Below are 16,319 nucleotides of genomic sequence, written 5' to 3'. Positions count from 1 at the left end.
TTGCCAACATAACCGCCGACCATATGATCCATGTTACGTTCAAGCCAAAGGACACGGGTGGCGGGAATAGTAACCGTGGGAACAGTAGTATCCCTTCTACTGGTGGTGGTACAGCCAATGGAAATACCGATATTCATACACTTATCGTGAAAAAGGAAGACCTTACCGCTCCAGCTTCCAATGGGGTTGTGACGATCGTAGCCAAAGATAAAGAGAAAATTGTACTTCCTGCTAATGCAGCCGAACTGCTCGGAAATTATCAATTCGTAATTCAAGCGGATCTATTCACGTTGGAAGTACCCGCTGAATTGCTTAAATCATTATCAGATAAATTGTCAGCAATAGATAAACAAAACAGTACGATCGAGCTGATCATGACTCCCTTATCCCAACCCGATGCGAAAAATCTTCTAGCGATAGGGCAATCGTCCACACACGCACAAATTAAACTTTCTGGCAATGTAATTCATTTTAGCTTATCGATTGTCGGAAAAGACGGTAAAGTGACAAGTTTGAGCAGCTACGACAAACCGATGACGATTCGATTCAAAGCGGATCCTTCCTTAAATCCGAAACGGACTGGCATTTACTATTTGGCAGACAATGGTGTGCTGGAATATGTGGGAGGCACATTTATTAACGGAGAATGGGTCGCCAAGATTCACCATTTCGGTAAATATGCGTTGCTCGAATTCAAGAAATCATTTATTGATGTTAATTCCACACACTGGGCGGCCGATGCGATCGAACAGTTAGCGGCGAAGCAAATTATTGGCGGCACTAACGCGACAATGTTCGAGCCAGAGCGTTCCATAACAAGGGCCGAATTTACGGCTATGCTTGTCAAAGCGTTGAACCTGACATCTGTGGGCGAATCGAAATTTACGGATGTGTCGAAGGGTGCCTGGTACGAGGAAGCGGTTTCCATAGCGGTCAAAGCAGGCATTATTCATGGAACAAGCACAACGACTTTCAATCCCGATGCGAGAATCACACGTGAAGAAATGGTCACCATGATGATGCGGGCGTATGTTATCTTGAAAGACGTCAAGTTGAACGAATATACGGCTTCTTCCTTTACTGACGAATCCGCTGTGGCAGCCTGGGCGCTTGATTCAGTAAGAGCGGCGGCGGCACTTCATTTGATTAATGGACGCGATGCAAACAAATTCGTTCCGAGCGGTATCACTTCCCGTGCAGAAGCAGCAGCTTTGCTCAATAGAGTTTTACAGTAATCGTGTTAACTCCCAAGCCGGTCATAATTCTAAATCCTTTTATCCAAAAGCATTTTGTAAAGGGGGTGATGGTCGGTTCGAGAAAGGAATAACACCTGCAAGGCGGATGGAAATGAGGCCAGTACCTGTGAATAGACGTAGGGTTTCCCGCCGGCTGGCTTGGCGGGCTTGCTCTCAACACGACGAACTTCCCGTCCAGCGCCGAATTCGCTTTTGTCATTTACCGTTTCGGGGCAGATTGGAAATTCCGCAGCGCTTTTGACAAGAGGTGAAAACAGTCAAAATCGCTTCAACTCCTTGACCGGTTCGATGAACAAGGCTCGTTATGGCAAGCTTGATTTTGATTTTCTTGCATTCATAAAAGGGTAATCGAAGGGAGTCATACCGAATGGCAAATAAAAGAGGGTTTATTGTCGTGATTGTTATGCTTTTGAACTTATTCCTTTTTGCCGCATGCGCATCGCAAGAAACAGGGAAGACGGATAATGGCGGCGATATGCAGAAGGCGGAAGACGAGCAAGACCTGGAAAAGAATCCGGAGGCACCCGCCGTAAACATGGATGAAAACCTTACTTTGAAAATTATGCTTCCATGGGGCGAGGACATGCTGAAAGAAAGAGTTACCGATACGGTGTACAAAAAATACCCGAATATCAAACTGGAGCTGCTGCAGCAGCTGGTCAACTCGACGGCCTTGCAGGAATTGAACGCCAAAGGCATCTTTCCCGATATCATGCTGGCGCACGACGGGCTTGACGTGCTTCAAGAAATGGATATGGCCTATCCACTGGATGACATGATCGAAAGATTCCGGTATGACTTGACAAGGTTCAGAGCGGGGACCGTCGAAGCGGTCAGAGCCAGGGATCCGGAAGGAAAGAATCAATTACTAGGGCTTCCCGCGGAAGATATGGTATTTGGATTATTTTACAACAAAGAAATTTTCGATAAATTCGGCGTCAAATATCCGACTGACGGTATGACCTGGGATGAAGTCATCAATCTTGCGAAAAAGCTGACGACCGAGGTGGATGGAGTGAAGTATCGCGGAATCAATTTTCTCAATATGGAACAAGCCTTCGCCCAGCTGTCAGCTACCGGAACCGATCCCGCGACTGGCGAAACCCAATTCTCCAAAAACCCCGCTTTTGCCAAGTTTTTCGATTTGTTGAAGCGAATGCAGAGCATTCCGGGCAATTACGAGAAGGATGTCGAAGATTATTTCCAAAACCGCAATGTCGCGATGCAGGTTGAACATATTTATAGAACGCCTTCTTTTACGACCATCGAAGGATTAAATTTTGATATGGTCAGCTTTCCGAGCTGGCCGGATAAACCGGGAGTCGGACCGTCGAACTTCGCATACCCTTGGGTTATTAATAAGCATAGCGAGCATAAGGAGCAAGCTTTTAAAGTGATCGAATGTATCTTGTCGGATGAAAATCAGCTCACACTCACTCGGATCGGGGTTCCTTCCCCACTAGCGGATACGAAAATTCATGAACAATTCGGCGCAGCGAAAGGACTGCAGGAGCTGAACTTGAATTTAAAGGGCGTTTATTCGATAAAAGACGCGGAACCTGCTTATTCTCCGTACGGGCCTGAAACCTTATTCTTCGGAGGAAATTATATTCGGGACCAAATACGAAAGTTTTTGGATTCGAGCGGCGACATTCAAACGTATTTAAGAAAAATGGACGATGAGTACACGACAATCGTTAAGGAGAAAAGGGAGAAACAATAAAGCCGCTGGCATACCGTCATCTCCATGCTGAAGAAAGTCAAACCCGGGCTGCTCATCGTACTCGGTGGCCCGGAAGTGTCGTACGATGCCGAAAATTGGATACTGACAAATCCGCTATGTTTGTCCACTTTTTTAAATTTGCGCCAAAAGAGGGATGACAATGAAAAGATACGGATGGAGCATTAAGGTGAAAATGGATAGGTTAGCCGAATACAAAGCTTTGCACACGGCAGTATGGCCTGAAGTATTACATCGGTTAAAAGAAAGTAATGTCCAAAATTACTCTATATACTACCGAGATGGGTATCTTTTTAGTTATTTAGAATACACGGGACAAGATTTCGAGAAGGATATGGCTAACATGGCTGCTGATCCGAACACACAAGCGTGGTGGAAACTAACAGATCCATGCCAGGAACCCGTTAATTCCGCTTCGGAAGGAGAATGGTGGGCCACCATGGAGGAAGTATTTCATATGGATTAGGGCGTTTATCAAAAGAATCTGAAGAGAGTCATCGACGTCGTTTTAAATTCACTTCGATATGGCGAGGAGAAACTGAAGGAGGCAATTCGATGAATGATATGGATATCAAGGTACTTGAGCAAGCAGATCCGCCGGAACTGAAAGAAGGCGTCCACGGATACAGCAGCGAGACGAATTGGGTGAAGCCGGAAAATCCAATTACACTGGAAAGATTGGAATGGTTCAAGGATCAGAAATTGGCTCTGATGATGCATTGGGGACCTTATTCGCAGATCGGGGTCGATTCCTCCTGGATTCTCAGTGACGAAGACGGTGATTGGGCGCGTAAAGATGTCGACTGGACGAGCGACTACGAAGAGATGAAGCGCGAATATTTCGGCCTGAACCACACGTTCAATCCGTTCCGCTTCCAGCCGGAGCTATGGGCGGAAATCGCCGCCGAAGGCGGGTTCAAATATTTGATTTTTACGACAAAGCATCACGACGGATATTGCATGTGGGACACGCATACGACGAATTACCGGATTACCGGCTCCGAAACGCCGTTTTATGCACATCGCTATGCCGACGTTTGCAAGCATGTGTTTGATGCTTTCCGCAGCAAGGGGCTTGCGATTGCCGCTTATTTCTCTAAGGCAGATTGGCATACGCCGTATTACTGGGCGCCAGGAATGGAGCGGGGCCGCGATACGTGGAGAGGGCCTTCGTACTCCTCCGAGGAATATCCGTGGCTGTGGGAGCAATTCGTCGATTTCACCCATGAGCAGATCATGGAGCTGATGACCCGTTACGGCCGGATCGATATTTTGTGGCTGGATGCGGGCTGGGTAAAAGATAGTGACCAGGTTAAGCAGGACATTCGGTTGGGTGAGGTCGTCGAGCGCGCCCGTCAGACGCAGCCGTGGCTGCTGTCCGCGGACCGTACAGTCGGAGGGCCTTACGAAAATTATGTGACGCCAGAGCAAGCGATTCCGCAGCATCCGCTGAACGTACCGTGGGAAAGCTGCATTACAATGGGCACACAGTGGGCCTTTAAATACGAAGACCAGTATAAATCGGGGAGGGAGCTCGTTCACATGCTGATGGAAGTCGTATCAAAAGGCGGTAATTTGGCGCTGAACGTAGGTCCTCAGCCCGACGGAAGATTGCCGGCCGGGGCTGTCAAGAGTATCAAGGAATTGGGCGCATGGATGAAGGTTTACGGTGAGGCAGTATACGGCACACGCGTGTGCGGGCCATATTTTGTCGGTTCCTGCGCGTTCACTTCGAAAGGTAATACCGTGTACTGTACGTACTTGTATGAAAGCGCAGATGTTGCCGTCTCCAAGGTGGTTCATATTCCTCATTTGGAGCCCGTTTCTGGTATCGATCTTGTTGGAAGCGACGCCTTGCTGCAGGTTGAGCGTACGCCAGAAGGAATCTCGATCACGCTTCCAGATTGCGAATTGAACGGGCAAGCTCCGATCGCCCATGTTTTCCGCATGCAGAAGGGCGAGGAGGCATAAGTGTTGATCAACGACTACTGCCTCAGAATCTGCATTGGCTTAAAAGTGAATTTAAGAAGTTTTTAATCGAATGATTGTCCAGCTATTTACTTTCAAGAGAATTGGTGTATAACACCAATACTTTCCTCTGAAATAAGAGGGAGCACAACACCGTGTTGTGCTCCCTTATTTAACTGTATAGAATTTATAAATTCATCTTGTTTCAAACCCAATTGGGAAAAGGCGGTTTTTTTATTTTACATGGAATCAGGAGCGCCATTTCTAGAGCAATTAATCAGGTCCGGATTATCTGTAAAGCACCTGATAGTTTAAGTGAATTTACTCACAATACGAAAAACCATTAAAAAAACTCCCTTTATTACTAAAGGGAATTTTCTTTTAAAAGAATCGGATGGATGATATCGGAGGCGGATTTATATTTCCTCCTATCACCTATTTTTGTTATATATTCTTCTTTTGTTGAATCAGGAACCATAAATAAATGTTATTTACTTATATTTTCTTTGTTACCGAATTCTAATTCGGAAGGATATTTATATCCAAGGTTACCGCGTGTTAAGAACAGAATAATCAAAGCGAATAATCCTAATCCTATACTGACAGATAAATCTAAATTTTTCAGAACTGAATTGGCAAGATACGGCTGTATGATGCTAAATGTATTTAAGCTCGCATGAACCAGCATGACGATAAATAGGTTGCCCTGATTGCAGTTATACACCCACGTGAGAATAATCGAAGTGGCTAAGCACAGCACGATAAAATTAGGCAAATTAAAATAGAGAAGTGATAGGTCAGAACCAGGCCCGCCCTTTTGTGCCGACGTTAAAAAATGCGGTAGATGCCAAAACGCCCACAAAATACCAAGGAGCAGCGTTGCTTTTAAGGGTCCAAATTGGGATTGCATCCGTGGCAGAGCAAATCCTCTCCATCCGATTTCTTCAGGGAAAGGTCCTCCACCAAAGAAAACCACAATCAAATTAATGGGATAGGTAACAAAAAATTGAAAAGTAAGACCGTGGAAAGTAGGCAGCTCTCCGTTTAATAGTACCATTCCCAAAAACACGATAGCAGGAATTACCAAAAGGGAAAATACATACCATTTCAATCCGACTCTTACCTGTCTGATGCTTTTTCCTATGTTTCGCCATGCTTCCTTGCCTTCAAGAGTCCGAATCATAATATAAGATGAAAGCATAGGACCTACGAATGCATTGGCAACAAAGAAAATAGAAAACCATTTCGTATCAGGGAGAATATTCCATTGAGATAAGATAAAAGGGATTAATATAATCCACGAGAATAGATATGCCATGATAAAAAATGATGTTAACGGTCGGGATTCGAAATATTTCTTTAGACCCGACGATGTATCATTTGATTCTGATAAAGAATTCAATATAGCCACCCTTTCTATTATAAAAGACTCGATATGTATTAATTCTTTATGATGTTTTAAAAAACCTTTTTAAAAAAGATTTTTTTTCCAATTTTTCTATATAAATCTAATTTCTTATGAATAACGTTTGATTCCCGTTGAGTTCCAACAACGGCTTTTGCACGATTTGAGTAATAGATGATGGCAAAGGATTCAACGTTGAAGAATGTTCACAAAAAGTTTAGGTTTATCTATTGTAAATAGCTATGTAGAGGATAAACTAAAAGGGAGCATGCAATTTGAATCTACAGCGTGTGGAACAACAGTTTCATTCACGTTTAAAATGTAATAGAGGACTACAAAGGCGTAGTCTTACTAAAGCAAAGAGGCTTAAGGTTATAGCATTCCTACTTGATAGGAAGCGGTATAACTTTAGGCCTCTTTGTGTTTATTCTCTGGTATGGGAGATGAGGGAATGGCAGAAGAAACCAGAATATGGCGTCATCGTTTTCCGTTCCGCGTATTGTGATTACAGAGAAAGAAGTCATATACCGTAGTGAAATTTGTTTCACACCTCCTTTTAGCCGAGAACAGAATCGATGTTCAAAAGTGTATCACAGCTGTAATGGTTGCTATGCTCATTGCAAGAAAAATGGTTCTAAAAAACTGCACCTAAGAAATAGAGGAGGGTACTCATGAGTATCGATAAAAAGATGATTGAAGAGATGGTTCGTAAAATTATCATGGAAAAAGTAGGGGCTGATGTTATTGAACAGAACGTTCATAGAGGTCCTGGAGGGATTACTTCTGTTAAAGTGCCAAATATGAAAGTAACAGAAGAGGATCGTCTCGATACAGGCAATCCTAATGATATCGTCTATTGTAAAGATCTTTTTTCGCTAAAGGAAAGTCCAAGACTTGGCTGCGGTATCATGGAGATGAAAGAAACAACCTTTGACTGGACACTTAACTATGATGAAATTGATTATGTAATTGAGGGACATCTGGATGTTATCATTGATGGTACAAAGGTGTCAGCTGGTCCAGGAGAAGTGATCCTGATTCCAAAAGGAAGTAAGATTCAATTTTCTGTGCCAGAATATGCACGATTTATCTATGTAACATATCCGGCTAACTGGGCAGAACAAGCGTAACATTCTAATTTCTACTCGCCGGAGGAAAAGCGGTTTATATCGGAGGCTGATTTCTTAGAAGGTGATGTCCTTGCGGCATCGCCTTATTCTTTTTATTGTCTCACTGTTTTGGGTTTGTCACTCCCAAGAACTGCGTACTACTATGTGAGTGTAGGATAAACGTAATTTATCATCATCTGTCGAATGTCAACAATATAATCCGATTATGATCCGCGTAAATCGCGGTTTTTTTATTTTATTGGATCATATTGTTGTCAAAAATGATTGTCATCTATATGATCCGATTGCCCCGGACTTTAGTCCAAACTAAAACTAGACTATAGACAATTTCGCCCGGATCCTAAAAAAACTAAACTAGGATTTGTTGAACACATACCTAGTTAGAGAGAGGAAGTCATGACGTGAAAAATAAACTCGCATGGGTGCTAGCCGTTACATTGTCACTCCCTATGATTCTACCAACAGGATCGATAGCGGCTCCAAGCAAGAAGACTTCAGTAGTAGCGAGTCAACCAGGACTTACGAAGATTTCGGCGGAGAAAGCGGAAATCTTGACGAAGTTCCATGGGTCATACAGCGTGCAGTATGCACTGATTGATAATGGGAACCTTATTTTGTCGGGTCAGACCGGTAAAAACGACATGCAAGGAAAATAGCCGTTGACCAAAGATACTGTATACGGTATTGGGTCGGTAAGTAAAATGTATACGGCAGCTGCAGTGATGAAGCTAGTGGACGAAGGTAAGATCGATTTAGATACGCCTATCACCCAATATATCCCTGAATTTAAGATGAAGGATGAACGGTACAAACGGATTACAACCCGGATGCTATTGAACCATTCCTCCGGCCTGCAAGGTTCCACTTACAGCAATGATCTTTTATTCGAGGATAATAATACCTATGAACATGATACATTGTTGCAGCGATTATCCGGCCAGAGCTTAAAGGCGGAGCCAGGTGCGTTCTCAGTATATTGCAACGACGGCTTTTCACTGGCTGAGATTCTGGTGGAAAGAGTTAGTGGCATGAGCTTTACCGCCTTTCTACATCACCATTTTACAAAGCCGTTGCAGTTAAATCATACGAAGACATCGCAAGACCCAGGGGAAGACATCAAGCGGGCAGGGCTTTATTTTCCTACATATAAAGGACAGCTTCCGAATGAATCGCAGAATATGATTGGTACGGGGGGCATCTCTTCTACGGCAGAAGACATGGTGCGATTCTCCCAATTATTTATGGGAGAGACCGAAGGGATTCTCTCAGCCAAGGCAGTCAAAGCGATGGAGCAAGAGGAATATGAAAAAGGAATGTGGCCGGGGGATGTAGATAGTATGTTCAATTATGGCCTCGGTTGGGATAGTGTGAAGTTATATCCATTCAACGAATATGGGATCAAGGGCTTGGCTAAAACCGGCGACACGCTATTGCAGCATGCTGTGCTAGTCGTGCTTCCTGAACAGAAAATGGCAGCGGCTGTGTTGTCCTCCGACGGCCGTAGCTCTACAAATCGATTGCTAGCTAATGAATTGCTACTAGCGGCGCTTAAAGAAAAGGGCGTCATCAAGGCCGTCAAGCCGGGCAAATCATTTGGCAAACCTGTTAAGGCCAAGATGCCGCAAGAGGTGATGAAGCAAGCAGGATATTACGGCGATAGCAGTAGCCATTTCAAACTAAACATTTCGAAGAATGGGGAATTGTTCTTAGCTCCCGAACCAGAGGAAAAATATGTGTACACTGCGGATGGAAGTTTTGTCAACAAAGATGGTACCTCCAAGCTCAGCTTTGTAACCGAGAAGAATGGACGCACCTATTTGAAAAGGAATTCATATCGCATGGAGCCTGGATTGGGGCAAGATGCGATGTCTGAGTATGCAGCTGAAAAGTTAGAAGATAACAAGCTATCCAAGGAAACTGCCTCTGCTTGGAAGAAGCGGGATGGCTTCAAGTACTATCTTGTGAATGAAAAATTCAACTCTATGATGTATTTCTCTCTCCCTATAAACCAGATTACTCGTGAGGAAGATTTTCCTGGCTATTGGGAGGGTAAAAAAATAACAGGTCCGAACACAGCGGCGCATCAGATCCAGATCCCCGTGTTGGCAGGCCGCGATACAAGTGAAGCCCGCTTCTATACAGAGGGCGGCCATGAATACATGGAAGAGGCCGAAATGCTATTCGTGAACGAGTCAAATGTAAAACCGCTCTTTGCAGGCCAATCGTCCAAAGTTACGCTGCAAGCGAATGGGCATGCGAAATGGTTTACGATCCCGCAAAGGGCAGCAGGGAAAACGATGACCGTGACGCTGCCCGCGAATAGTACATTCGCAGTATATGATGAAAATGGAGAGTGCATCAACTTTAGCTTTTTGAGCGGCAACAACAAAGTACAGCTGCCGAAGAACGGTACGATTGTATTTGCTGGCGCGCCGAACGTGGAATTTGGAATCACGTTGAAGTAAATCCAATTCAAGGTGGATATTAACAAGAACAAGTAGGGCGCATGAGAGGCGTCCTACTGTTTTTTTACACTCATTGCCCTAGTCCATAGTCTAGACTAATAGACAATTTCGTCCGTTCTTGTCATCCGAAAATGATGTGCCTAAGCTAAGGGATCAATTAGGCCATTCATCTATACAAACAACAATGATTTATACACATCTAACAGTTGATGACAAGAACTTTGTTTGATTCCCGATATGATCTCATCGGCAGCAGGCAAGTTGAAAAGATGCCATTTTTGTTAAACTAACGGGCAGTTTAGCAAAGTGTAGATTTACTATTCTACCAATCGGTACGATAATTATCTGAGGAAGTACAAATAGTTAATTCATAGACATAGGGAGTGATTTCAAATGGATTGCTGTGCACCATCAAATAATACAGAAGCTGTAAAAACGAAGTGCCCTTTCTGCGGCGAAAAGGGCAAGAACGTGCAACTCTTAACACTCAAGTCCCTGCTTAAAGCGTCGACATTAGAAACCATTGAATCCGAGAATTTTTACGCTTTTTGTTCTAACCCTGCTTGCTCTATCGTCTACTTCAGCGGGAACCATTCACAAACATTTGTGGAGAATGACCTAAAGGTGCCAGTGTACCAAAAAAACCAGAGCGCAGATGTGCCTGTGTGTTACTGCTTTGATTGGACGAGAGAGCGGCTTCTTCAGGCCGTTGGCACCGACCAAAAACCTGCTGACCAAATCAAGTCTCATGTCCAGTCGGGGCGATGTGGGTGTGAAGTAAACAACCCCCAAGGGACTTGTTGCTTAGGTAATGTGAATGCTTTTGTACGGAGTCTCAAAAAGATATAAGCAGAAAGTCTATATGACACACTCATTATGATGTGGTTACGGGGCATGTCCAAGAGTATTGCATTCCACTTCAGATGATACACCGTTGGCTGACGGGCAGTATAGTTTAAGATCGAGCGCGGTGAACCGTATCACAAATAACGGCAGCAAGTTTGTTGAAATATAGCCTGGTTTAGAGTGAAGACATTGACTTTTATTTTCATTACTATAAAATATGGTAAATACATTATTGAGGAGGCGGTTCCATTGGTAACTATTAATAGGTGGACAGAATTTAGAAGGATAACGCCTACTCGTCCATAAACTGCGTATTTCCTTCTTAATGAGGGTACCAGATGCAAGAATATCAAATTAGTAAAATGAAGGACTTCTCAAATCATTCGATTGATCAAATCCGAATATTAGAACACCTTTGCAAGACATCCGACAGGTCAAGTTTGAGGGTGGGCATAGAAAGCCTTAAGGAGATAAACGGAGATGAGGCATTTCTTTTCCAGATCGATAACCAGTTAATCGGATTTCTCAGTTGGTATACTTCGGATGGCATTCAAGCTAATATTAACGGAATGATTCACCCGGACTTTCGTCGCCAAGGTATATTCCACGGCTTACTGAAACGTGCCGCATCAGATATGCAAATACATGGCATACAAACTTGTCGCTTTAGAATACCTTCAAATTCTGAATCAGGGATTGATTGTATACTGCATTTAGGGGCTAGCTTTGCAACGTCTGAATTCTCCATGGTTTTCAATCGGGCACAAACGGTTGTATCAAGTCACTCCAGTTTAGTTGTACGATTAGAAGAAGATCAGGATTTAGAGTTCATGGTTAAATGTTCATCACAAGCCTTTGGCGATTCAGAGCCCTGGACTAGGAATTATTTCACACGTACAAGGGAACCGGAACGGATTACTTACATTGCTTTGGACAGCATGATTCCGGTTGGGATGATCAGAGTCAATTATATTGATACGAATACTGCGGTTATACATGACTTTTGTGTGCTTCCTTCGTGCCAAGGCAGAGGATACGGCCGTGAAATTCTTTCAGGGGTAGTTAAAATCTTGCTAGATCAGAAATGTTTTCAGATTCGCCTTGGAGTGGTCACTCAAAATAGAAATGCTTTATACCTCTATCAGTCGATAGGGTTTGAGGTGACTGCGGAGTCTCATTACTATGTGATTTCCGTCGATATGATTTGCTAAGTGAAGAGGCGCTACTCAAGCGCCTCTTTCTCCTTTTCAGGACAAGTTTTCAAGTAGATTCTAGAGAATTAAGCTCTAACCGAGTTCGCAAAGAACTAGAACTTGCCGTTACAGACAGCGCGGAGAACCTTATCACAAATAGTGGTAAAGCGGAGAGTGGAGCTTCTGGTTAATTTAAAAAGTGAATTTCATGTTTCCTATCCGATAATCCGAAAATTTCGGATGTCGAGGTTGGTAACTGATAATAAATATATAAAGCCCTGAAAATTCGCAGAGGATTTTCAGGGCTTTGTTTATATTAATAATTAGGTTTTGAGTTAGTTGGAGTTTTTTCTTATAAAGTATTCTCGGCTATCTGTCCGCAATTTTTCAGGTAAAACGTGATTAAGTTCATCATTTAACCATGCAAGGGTCTTATTACGAAGAAACTCACGCATATATTCTTCTGCCTCAAGCATCGTTAAGTTAATCGTACAAGAAGAATTGGCGGATGCACAGGAAGAGCATTCTTTATCTAGATGCATAAGATTATCTTTCAAAACATTTTTACATTGAAAAATAGGTTTTACTCCTTCAACTGCTTCTATGACATCCCAAAAAGAAATTTCTTCGGGGGACTTAGCTAATTTATAACCACCTTTTACACCAGGTGTCGAACTCACGATACCAGCCTTTGATAATTTACCAAAAACTTTTGAGAGATATGTTTCTGAAAGCCCTTGAAATACTGAAAGGTCTTTTATTCCAATACTTTCCTCTTCGGGTACGTCTATTAAATAAACAAGGCTATGCAACGCATATTCAACCATTACACTATACTGCATATAGACTCACCTGCTTTCATTATAAAAAGGCTATCAAAAAAATCATTATACTCCCTAAATGTTTTTTTGTAAATTAGCAAAAACTAACTTTAGAACCTATAGAATTTGACAAAAGGCTATGAAACCTTTATATTGTCTATTATATCAATCGACGATTCATATTATCGACGATTGATATAATAGACAATTAAGATTAAGTTAATTAAATTTAAAGGAGAAAACATCCAATGAGCAAACTGCTTGTCATTAATGCACATCCAGAAGTCGATTCCACATCTTCATTTAGTCTAAATGTATTTAATTACTTTATGAAAATTTATAAAGAGAAGCATTCTAATGATGAAGTTATTGAACAAATTAACTTGTACAAGGACGTAGTACCAATGTTAGATCAAACGGTTTTAAGTGCATGGGGAAAATTAAAAACAGGTCAAGAACTAACAAGTCGAGAACAAGAAGTAACAGAGCGTATGAATGATGTATTAAAACAATTTAAAAGTGCAAACAAGTATGTAATTGTTTATCCAGTGCATAACTTTAATGTGCCATCAAAGTTAAAGGATTATATGGATAATATTATGATTGCAAGGGAAACCTTCAAATATACAGAAACGGGATCAGTTGGTCTTCTTAAAGATGGAAGAAGTATGCTTGTGATACAAGGAAGTGGGGCAATCTATACCAATAATGACTGGTATACCGAAGTTGAATATTCGCATAAATACTTGAAGTCGATGTTCAATTTTTTTGGTATTGAAGATTATCAAATTCTTCGAGTGCAAGGTACTGATAAACTGGACAGAGATGAAGTATTAAAAAAAGCTTATAAAGAAGCTGAAGAAGCCGCTTCAAAATTAGCAGTGAAATAAGCTAACGGAAAAGTTTAACAACAAAAGCCGATCGTAGATAAATCCTATAAGCTCTTGTATAATGATACTAACTTCAAAAATGAAGGGACTGAATTATGCGCAGATATCAATATCTTAAACCTAACTATTAAAATATAATGGAGGTAAAAGTATTGATTACAGAGATACACACAGAACGTTTACATTTGAGAAAAATGAAGGTATCGGATTCGTCTAGTTTGTTTAGAATTTGGTCTGATCCAGATGTTACTAAATTTATGAATGTTAGTTGTTTTACTGATGAAAATAAAGCAAAAGAGATGATTAATCTTCTTGATGATCTTTCTCGAGACAGTAAGGCTATTCGTTTCTCCATAATAAAAAAAGAGTCCAATGAAATTATAGGTTCTTGTGGTTATAATTCCTTTGATTTTGAAAATGAAAAAGCAGAAATTGGATATGACATTGCTAAATCATTTTGGGGAAGAGGATACGCTTCAGAAGCTATCTGTTCTTTGTTAGATCACGCATTCACATCTTTAAAGCTGAATCGAATCGAAGCACAGGTTGACCCCGAAAACGTGAATTCTATAAAGCTTTTACAAAAGCTCAACTTTACGTTTGAAGGAACACTTAGACAATATGGAAAAGTAGAAGGAAAGTTTAATGATCTCAATATCTATTCCAAATTAATATCAGATTGATTTGATTTTCTGCCTATATTGAACTAACGGGGAACGGTAGTTCAACGAACCAGGGAGCAGTTGGCCGACGGCAGCTGCTCCTTTTTATTGAGACTAAAGGAAGAGTATCACTCCGATTCTTTGAGACCCGACTGCTCTGGCCTTTAGGACGAGGGGGTTTTTGGATAGTTATAGCATATCGAAGTTGGATTTTCTATTTTTAGAAAATGTATTATGAATTTGATTTAATTAATGAGTGGACGTAGATTTCAATCATTTTAATATTTTCCTTCCATAATACAACAAGCCATTCTGTGTCTGCCTTAGAAATAAAAAATGTTGCAAATCCATTTATATAAGTTGCTAATAAATCATTCACTAACTCCAAGTCATTCGCGTCTAGCGTATCACCATAGAAATCATTCACTAAAATCTCAAAGAAATCATACGGTGTTTTCTCGCTGTCTTTACCATAGATAAGCTCTTCAAACTCCGTATCATAGGAAGCCTTCACTAAAAATTGCATTTGAACATTAATTAAATTTAAGTAGTCTTTATTTTTTTCTTCAATAAAGAAGAGAATATATTTGAGCATAATCTCCGCAAAAGAATCCGTTTCCTTCGCTTCCTGATAAATTTGTTCCAGCGCTTCACTCATTAGCACATTAGCAAAAATAAATGCTTCTTGTTGCATTGTCTCCATAGAACCAAAGTGATGAAACACGCTTGCTTTACTAACATTTGCCTTCTTTGCGATGCTGTTGGCACTTAATGCTTCTAGTCCATTTTCTGCGATTAAAGTGATTGTAGCGTGTAATAAAGTTTCTTTTGTTTTATTTCCCTTTTTTTCTCTACCATCTATCATTAACTTTCCTCCTAGAATGGTTGTCACATTTTCTTCAGATATTATAGCATAACCCAAACCGTTGACCGTTTGTAAAGGAGTGAAGCAAAGGAAAAAGGGAAAGCTACTTTATTTTTGCGATCGGACCCGCATTGAAAAAAAGAAGAAGGAAGGCACGAGGGTGCCTTTCCTTCTTTGTTTAGGGTATTATATTGGCTTGGTAGACAGACACGTTCACTATACTCTCGCTATTTTTATCTCAGGTTTTCGATCGAGAGATCATGAGTCTTTATTTATCTAATAGCAAGTCTATCGCATCCAGCACAGCTTCGGCATTATTCGAACCGATCTGATATTTCGCCGTCCTCTTCACGTGTTCATTCGCGTGTTGCATCGCATAGCTATAATTTACATGACTTAGCATTTCGACATCATTGTCACTATCTCCAAAAGCCGCCGTCTTATTGTCCGCAATCTGCCATCTTTGCTGAAGAAGCTGAATTCCGTGCGCCTTGTGAATGCCTGTTACAATAATATCCACATCCCCATGACCGCACGATACGGCCGTAGCTTCCTCCGCTAACTCAAGCTTCAAGTTCGCAAGTGCTTGATCCAGTTCTTCAAGTGGAAAACGAAGGGCAAATTTAAACAATTGATCCTCAATAGACGTTAGATTCTTTACTCTCTGTAATCGATGGTAGTATTGTTTCGAATAGTTATAATAGTCATCTGATTCATCATGCCGCATATAAGCACTTTGTTTGCCGCATATTGCAATGTTCGAGGATGGATAGTGTTTCAGAAGCTCCAGCGTCTTTGCAATCGTCTCATCAGACATTCGACCAGTGAACACTTCCTCTTTCCCATCTATAATATAAGCGCCATTATCCGCAACAAAAGCAATTTCTTGCTCAATTTCAGGGAAAAATGACCGCAGCTGGTAATATTGATTTCCACTAGCCACTACAAACCGAATGCCTTTTCTTTTCATCTGCGCATACTGATTCAGAAAGCGATCTCGGTTATAGTCCTTGCGGTCATTTAGAAACGTGCCATCCATGTCTACGGCAATGATTTGTACATCCATATTAAATTCCT

Annotated in this window: 13 protein-coding genes and 2 pseudogenes; 11 read left to right on the top strand and 4 right to left on the bottom strand. The window is 41.6% G+C overall.

Translation table 11 applies throughout. The features are described 5' to 3' along the window. The 4 genes from BVG16_RS15590 to BVG16_RS15575 form a co-directional block, all read left to right on the top strand. Positions 1-1,235: S-layer homology domain-containing protein (locus BVG16_RS15590; RefSeq protein WP_144027397.1), on the top strand; the 1,235-nt coding region annotated here is incomplete at its 5' end. Between the two features lie 388 nt (positions 1,236-1,623). Further along, complete coding sequence (locus BVG16_RS15585) at positions 1,624-2,979, top strand: ABC transporter substrate-binding protein (protein ID WP_078499578.1); 1,356 nt, start codon at positions 1,624-1,626, stop codon at positions 2,977-2,979. 160 nt (positions 2,980-3,139) lie between these two features. Then, positions 3,140-3,463 (top strand): L-rhamnose mutarotase, encoded by a 324-nt coding sequence (locus BVG16_RS15580; RefSeq protein ID WP_078499577.1) that lies wholly within the window; start codon positions 3,140-3,142, stop codon positions 3,461-3,463. 89 nt (positions 3,464-3,552) lie between these two features. Next, positions 3,553-4,968, top strand: coding sequence for an alpha-L-fucosidase (locus BVG16_RS15575; RefSeq protein WP_144027396.1), 1,416 nt, complete (start codon positions 3,553-3,555; stop codon positions 4,966-4,968). 484 nt (positions 4,969-5,452) lie between these two features. Here the strand turns inward: BVG16_RS15575 and BVG16_RS15570 are convergent, their stop codons facing one another. After that, positions 5,453-6,370 carry a CPBP family intramembrane glutamic endopeptidase gene (locus tag BVG16_RS15570; RefSeq protein ID WP_078499616.1) on the bottom strand — a complete coding sequence of 306 codons (918 nt, stop codon included), beginning with the start codon at positions 6,368-6,370 and terminating at the stop codon, positions 5,453-5,455. Between the two features lie 471 nt (positions 6,371-6,841). Here BVG16_RS15570 and BVG16_RS32475 point away from each other — a divergent pair. The 5 genes and pseudogenes from BVG16_RS32475 to BVG16_RS15545 all read left to right on the top strand — a co-directional run. After that, positions 6,842-6,953 (top strand): annotated as a pseudogene (locus BVG16_RS32475) (ethanolamine ammonia-lyase reactivating factor EutA); the annotation flags it as partial. An 88-nt stretch (positions 6,954-7,041) separates the two neighbouring features. Further along, a complete protein-coding gene (locus tag BVG16_RS15560) occupies positions 7,042-7,500 on the top strand; it encodes a cupin domain-containing protein (RefSeq protein ID WP_078499575.1) in 459 nt (152 codons plus the stop codon). 401 nt (positions 7,501-7,901) lie between these two features. Then, positions 7,902-9,965: pseudogene (locus BVG16_RS15555) on the top strand (serine hydrolase domain-containing protein). Positions 9,966-10,358: 393 nt separating this feature from the next. Next, a complete protein-coding gene (locus BVG16_RS15550; protein ID WP_078499574.1) occupies positions 10,359-10,814 on the top strand; it encodes a putative iron-sulfur cluster-binding metallochaperone in 456 nt (151 codons plus the stop codon). Between the two features lie 335 nt (positions 10,815-11,149). Further along, on the top strand, positions 11,150-12,022 hold the full coding sequence (locus BVG16_RS15545) for a GNAT family N-acetyltransferase (RefSeq protein WP_078499573.1): 873 nt from the start codon (positions 11,150-11,152) through the stop codon (positions 12,020-12,022). Between the two features lie 317 nt (positions 12,023-12,339). Here BVG16_RS15545 and BVG16_RS15540 read toward each other — a convergent pair whose 3' ends face one another. Further along, positions 12,340-12,846 carry an RrF2 family transcriptional regulator gene (locus BVG16_RS15540; RefSeq protein WP_078499572.1) on the bottom strand — a complete coding sequence of 169 codons (507 nt, stop codon included), beginning with the start codon at positions 12,844-12,846 and terminating at the stop codon, positions 12,340-12,342. 227 nt (positions 12,847-13,073) lie between these two features. Between BVG16_RS15540 and BVG16_RS15535 the strand changes: the two genes are divergently transcribed. Next, positions 13,074-13,715: an FMN-dependent NADH-azoreductase gene (locus BVG16_RS15535; protein ID WP_078499571.1), complete on the top strand. Its 642-nt coding sequence runs from the start codon at positions 13,074-13,076 to the stop codon at positions 13,713-13,715. A gap of 152 nt (positions 13,716-13,867) precedes the next feature. Further along, entirely contained in the window at positions 13,868-14,398 is a 531-nt protein-coding gene (locus BVG16_RS15530) for a GNAT family N-acetyltransferase (protein ID WP_078499570.1), read from the top strand. Between the two features lie 211 nt (positions 14,399-14,609). On the opposite strand, the gene BVG16_RS15525 is transcribed toward BVG16_RS15530, so the two are convergent. Together BVG16_RS15525 and BVG16_RS15520 are read right to left on the bottom strand one after the other, a co-directional pair. Beyond that, positions 14,610-15,242 carry a TetR/AcrR family transcriptional regulator gene (locus tag BVG16_RS15525; protein WP_078499569.1) on the bottom strand — a complete coding sequence of 211 codons (633 nt, stop codon included), beginning with the start codon at positions 15,240-15,242 and terminating at the stop codon, positions 14,610-14,612. A 268-nt stretch (positions 15,243-15,510) separates the two neighbouring features. Further along, entirely contained in the window at positions 15,511-16,308 is a 798-nt protein-coding gene (locus BVG16_RS15520; protein WP_078499568.1) for a Cof-type HAD-IIB family hydrolase, read from the bottom strand. Positions 16,309-16,319: the final 11 nt, after the last annotated feature.

This window comes from Paenibacillus selenitireducens (assembly GCF_002021565.1).
Classification (GTDB): Bacteria; Bacillota; Bacilli; order Paenibacillales; family Paenibacillaceae; genus Paenibacillus_K; species Paenibacillus_K selenitireducens.
Note: the sequence above shows the minus strand (reverse complement) of the source record. Positions and strands in the feature narration are given on the sequence as shown.

Bases quoted from the DNA above. Each gene is read 5' to 3' on its own strand.
- BVG16_RS15560 (WP_078499575.1), top strand. From the start codon at position 7,042: ATGAGTATCGATAAAAAGATGATTGAAGAGATGGTTCGTAAAATTATC.
- BVG16_RS15585 (WP_078499578.1), top strand. From the start codon at position 1,624: ATGGCAAATAAAAGAGGGTTTATTGTCGTGATTGTTATGCTTTTGAAC.
- BVG16_RS15550 (WP_078499574.1), top strand. From the start codon at position 10,359: ATGGATTGCTGTGCACCATCAAATAATACAGAAGCTGTAAAAACGAAG.
- BVG16_RS15545 (WP_078499573.1), top strand. From the start codon at position 11,150: ATGCAAGAATATCAAATTAGTAAAATGAAGGACTTCTCAAATCATTCG.
- BVG16_RS15520 (WP_078499568.1), bottom strand. From the start codon at position 16,308: ATGGATGTACAAATCATTGCCGTAGACATGGATGGCACGTTTCTAAAT.
- BVG16_RS15580 (WP_078499577.1), top strand. From the start codon at position 3,140: ATGAAAAGATACGGATGGAGCATTAAGGTGAAAATGGATAGGTTAGCC.
- BVG16_RS15535 (WP_078499571.1), top strand. From the start codon at position 13,074: ATGAGCAAACTGCTTGTCATTAATGCACATCCAGAAGTCGATTCCACA.
- BVG16_RS15575 (WP_144027396.1), top strand. From the start codon at position 3,553: ATGAATGATATGGATATCAAGGTACTTGAGCAAGCAGATCCGCCGGAA.
- BVG16_RS15525 (WP_078499569.1), bottom strand. From the start codon at position 15,242: ATGATAGATGGTAGAGAAAAAAAGGGAAATAAAACAAAAGAAACTTTA.
- BVG16_RS15540 (WP_078499572.1), bottom strand. From the start codon at position 12,846: ATGCAGTATAGTGTAATGGTTGAATATGCGTTGCATAGCCTTGTTTAT.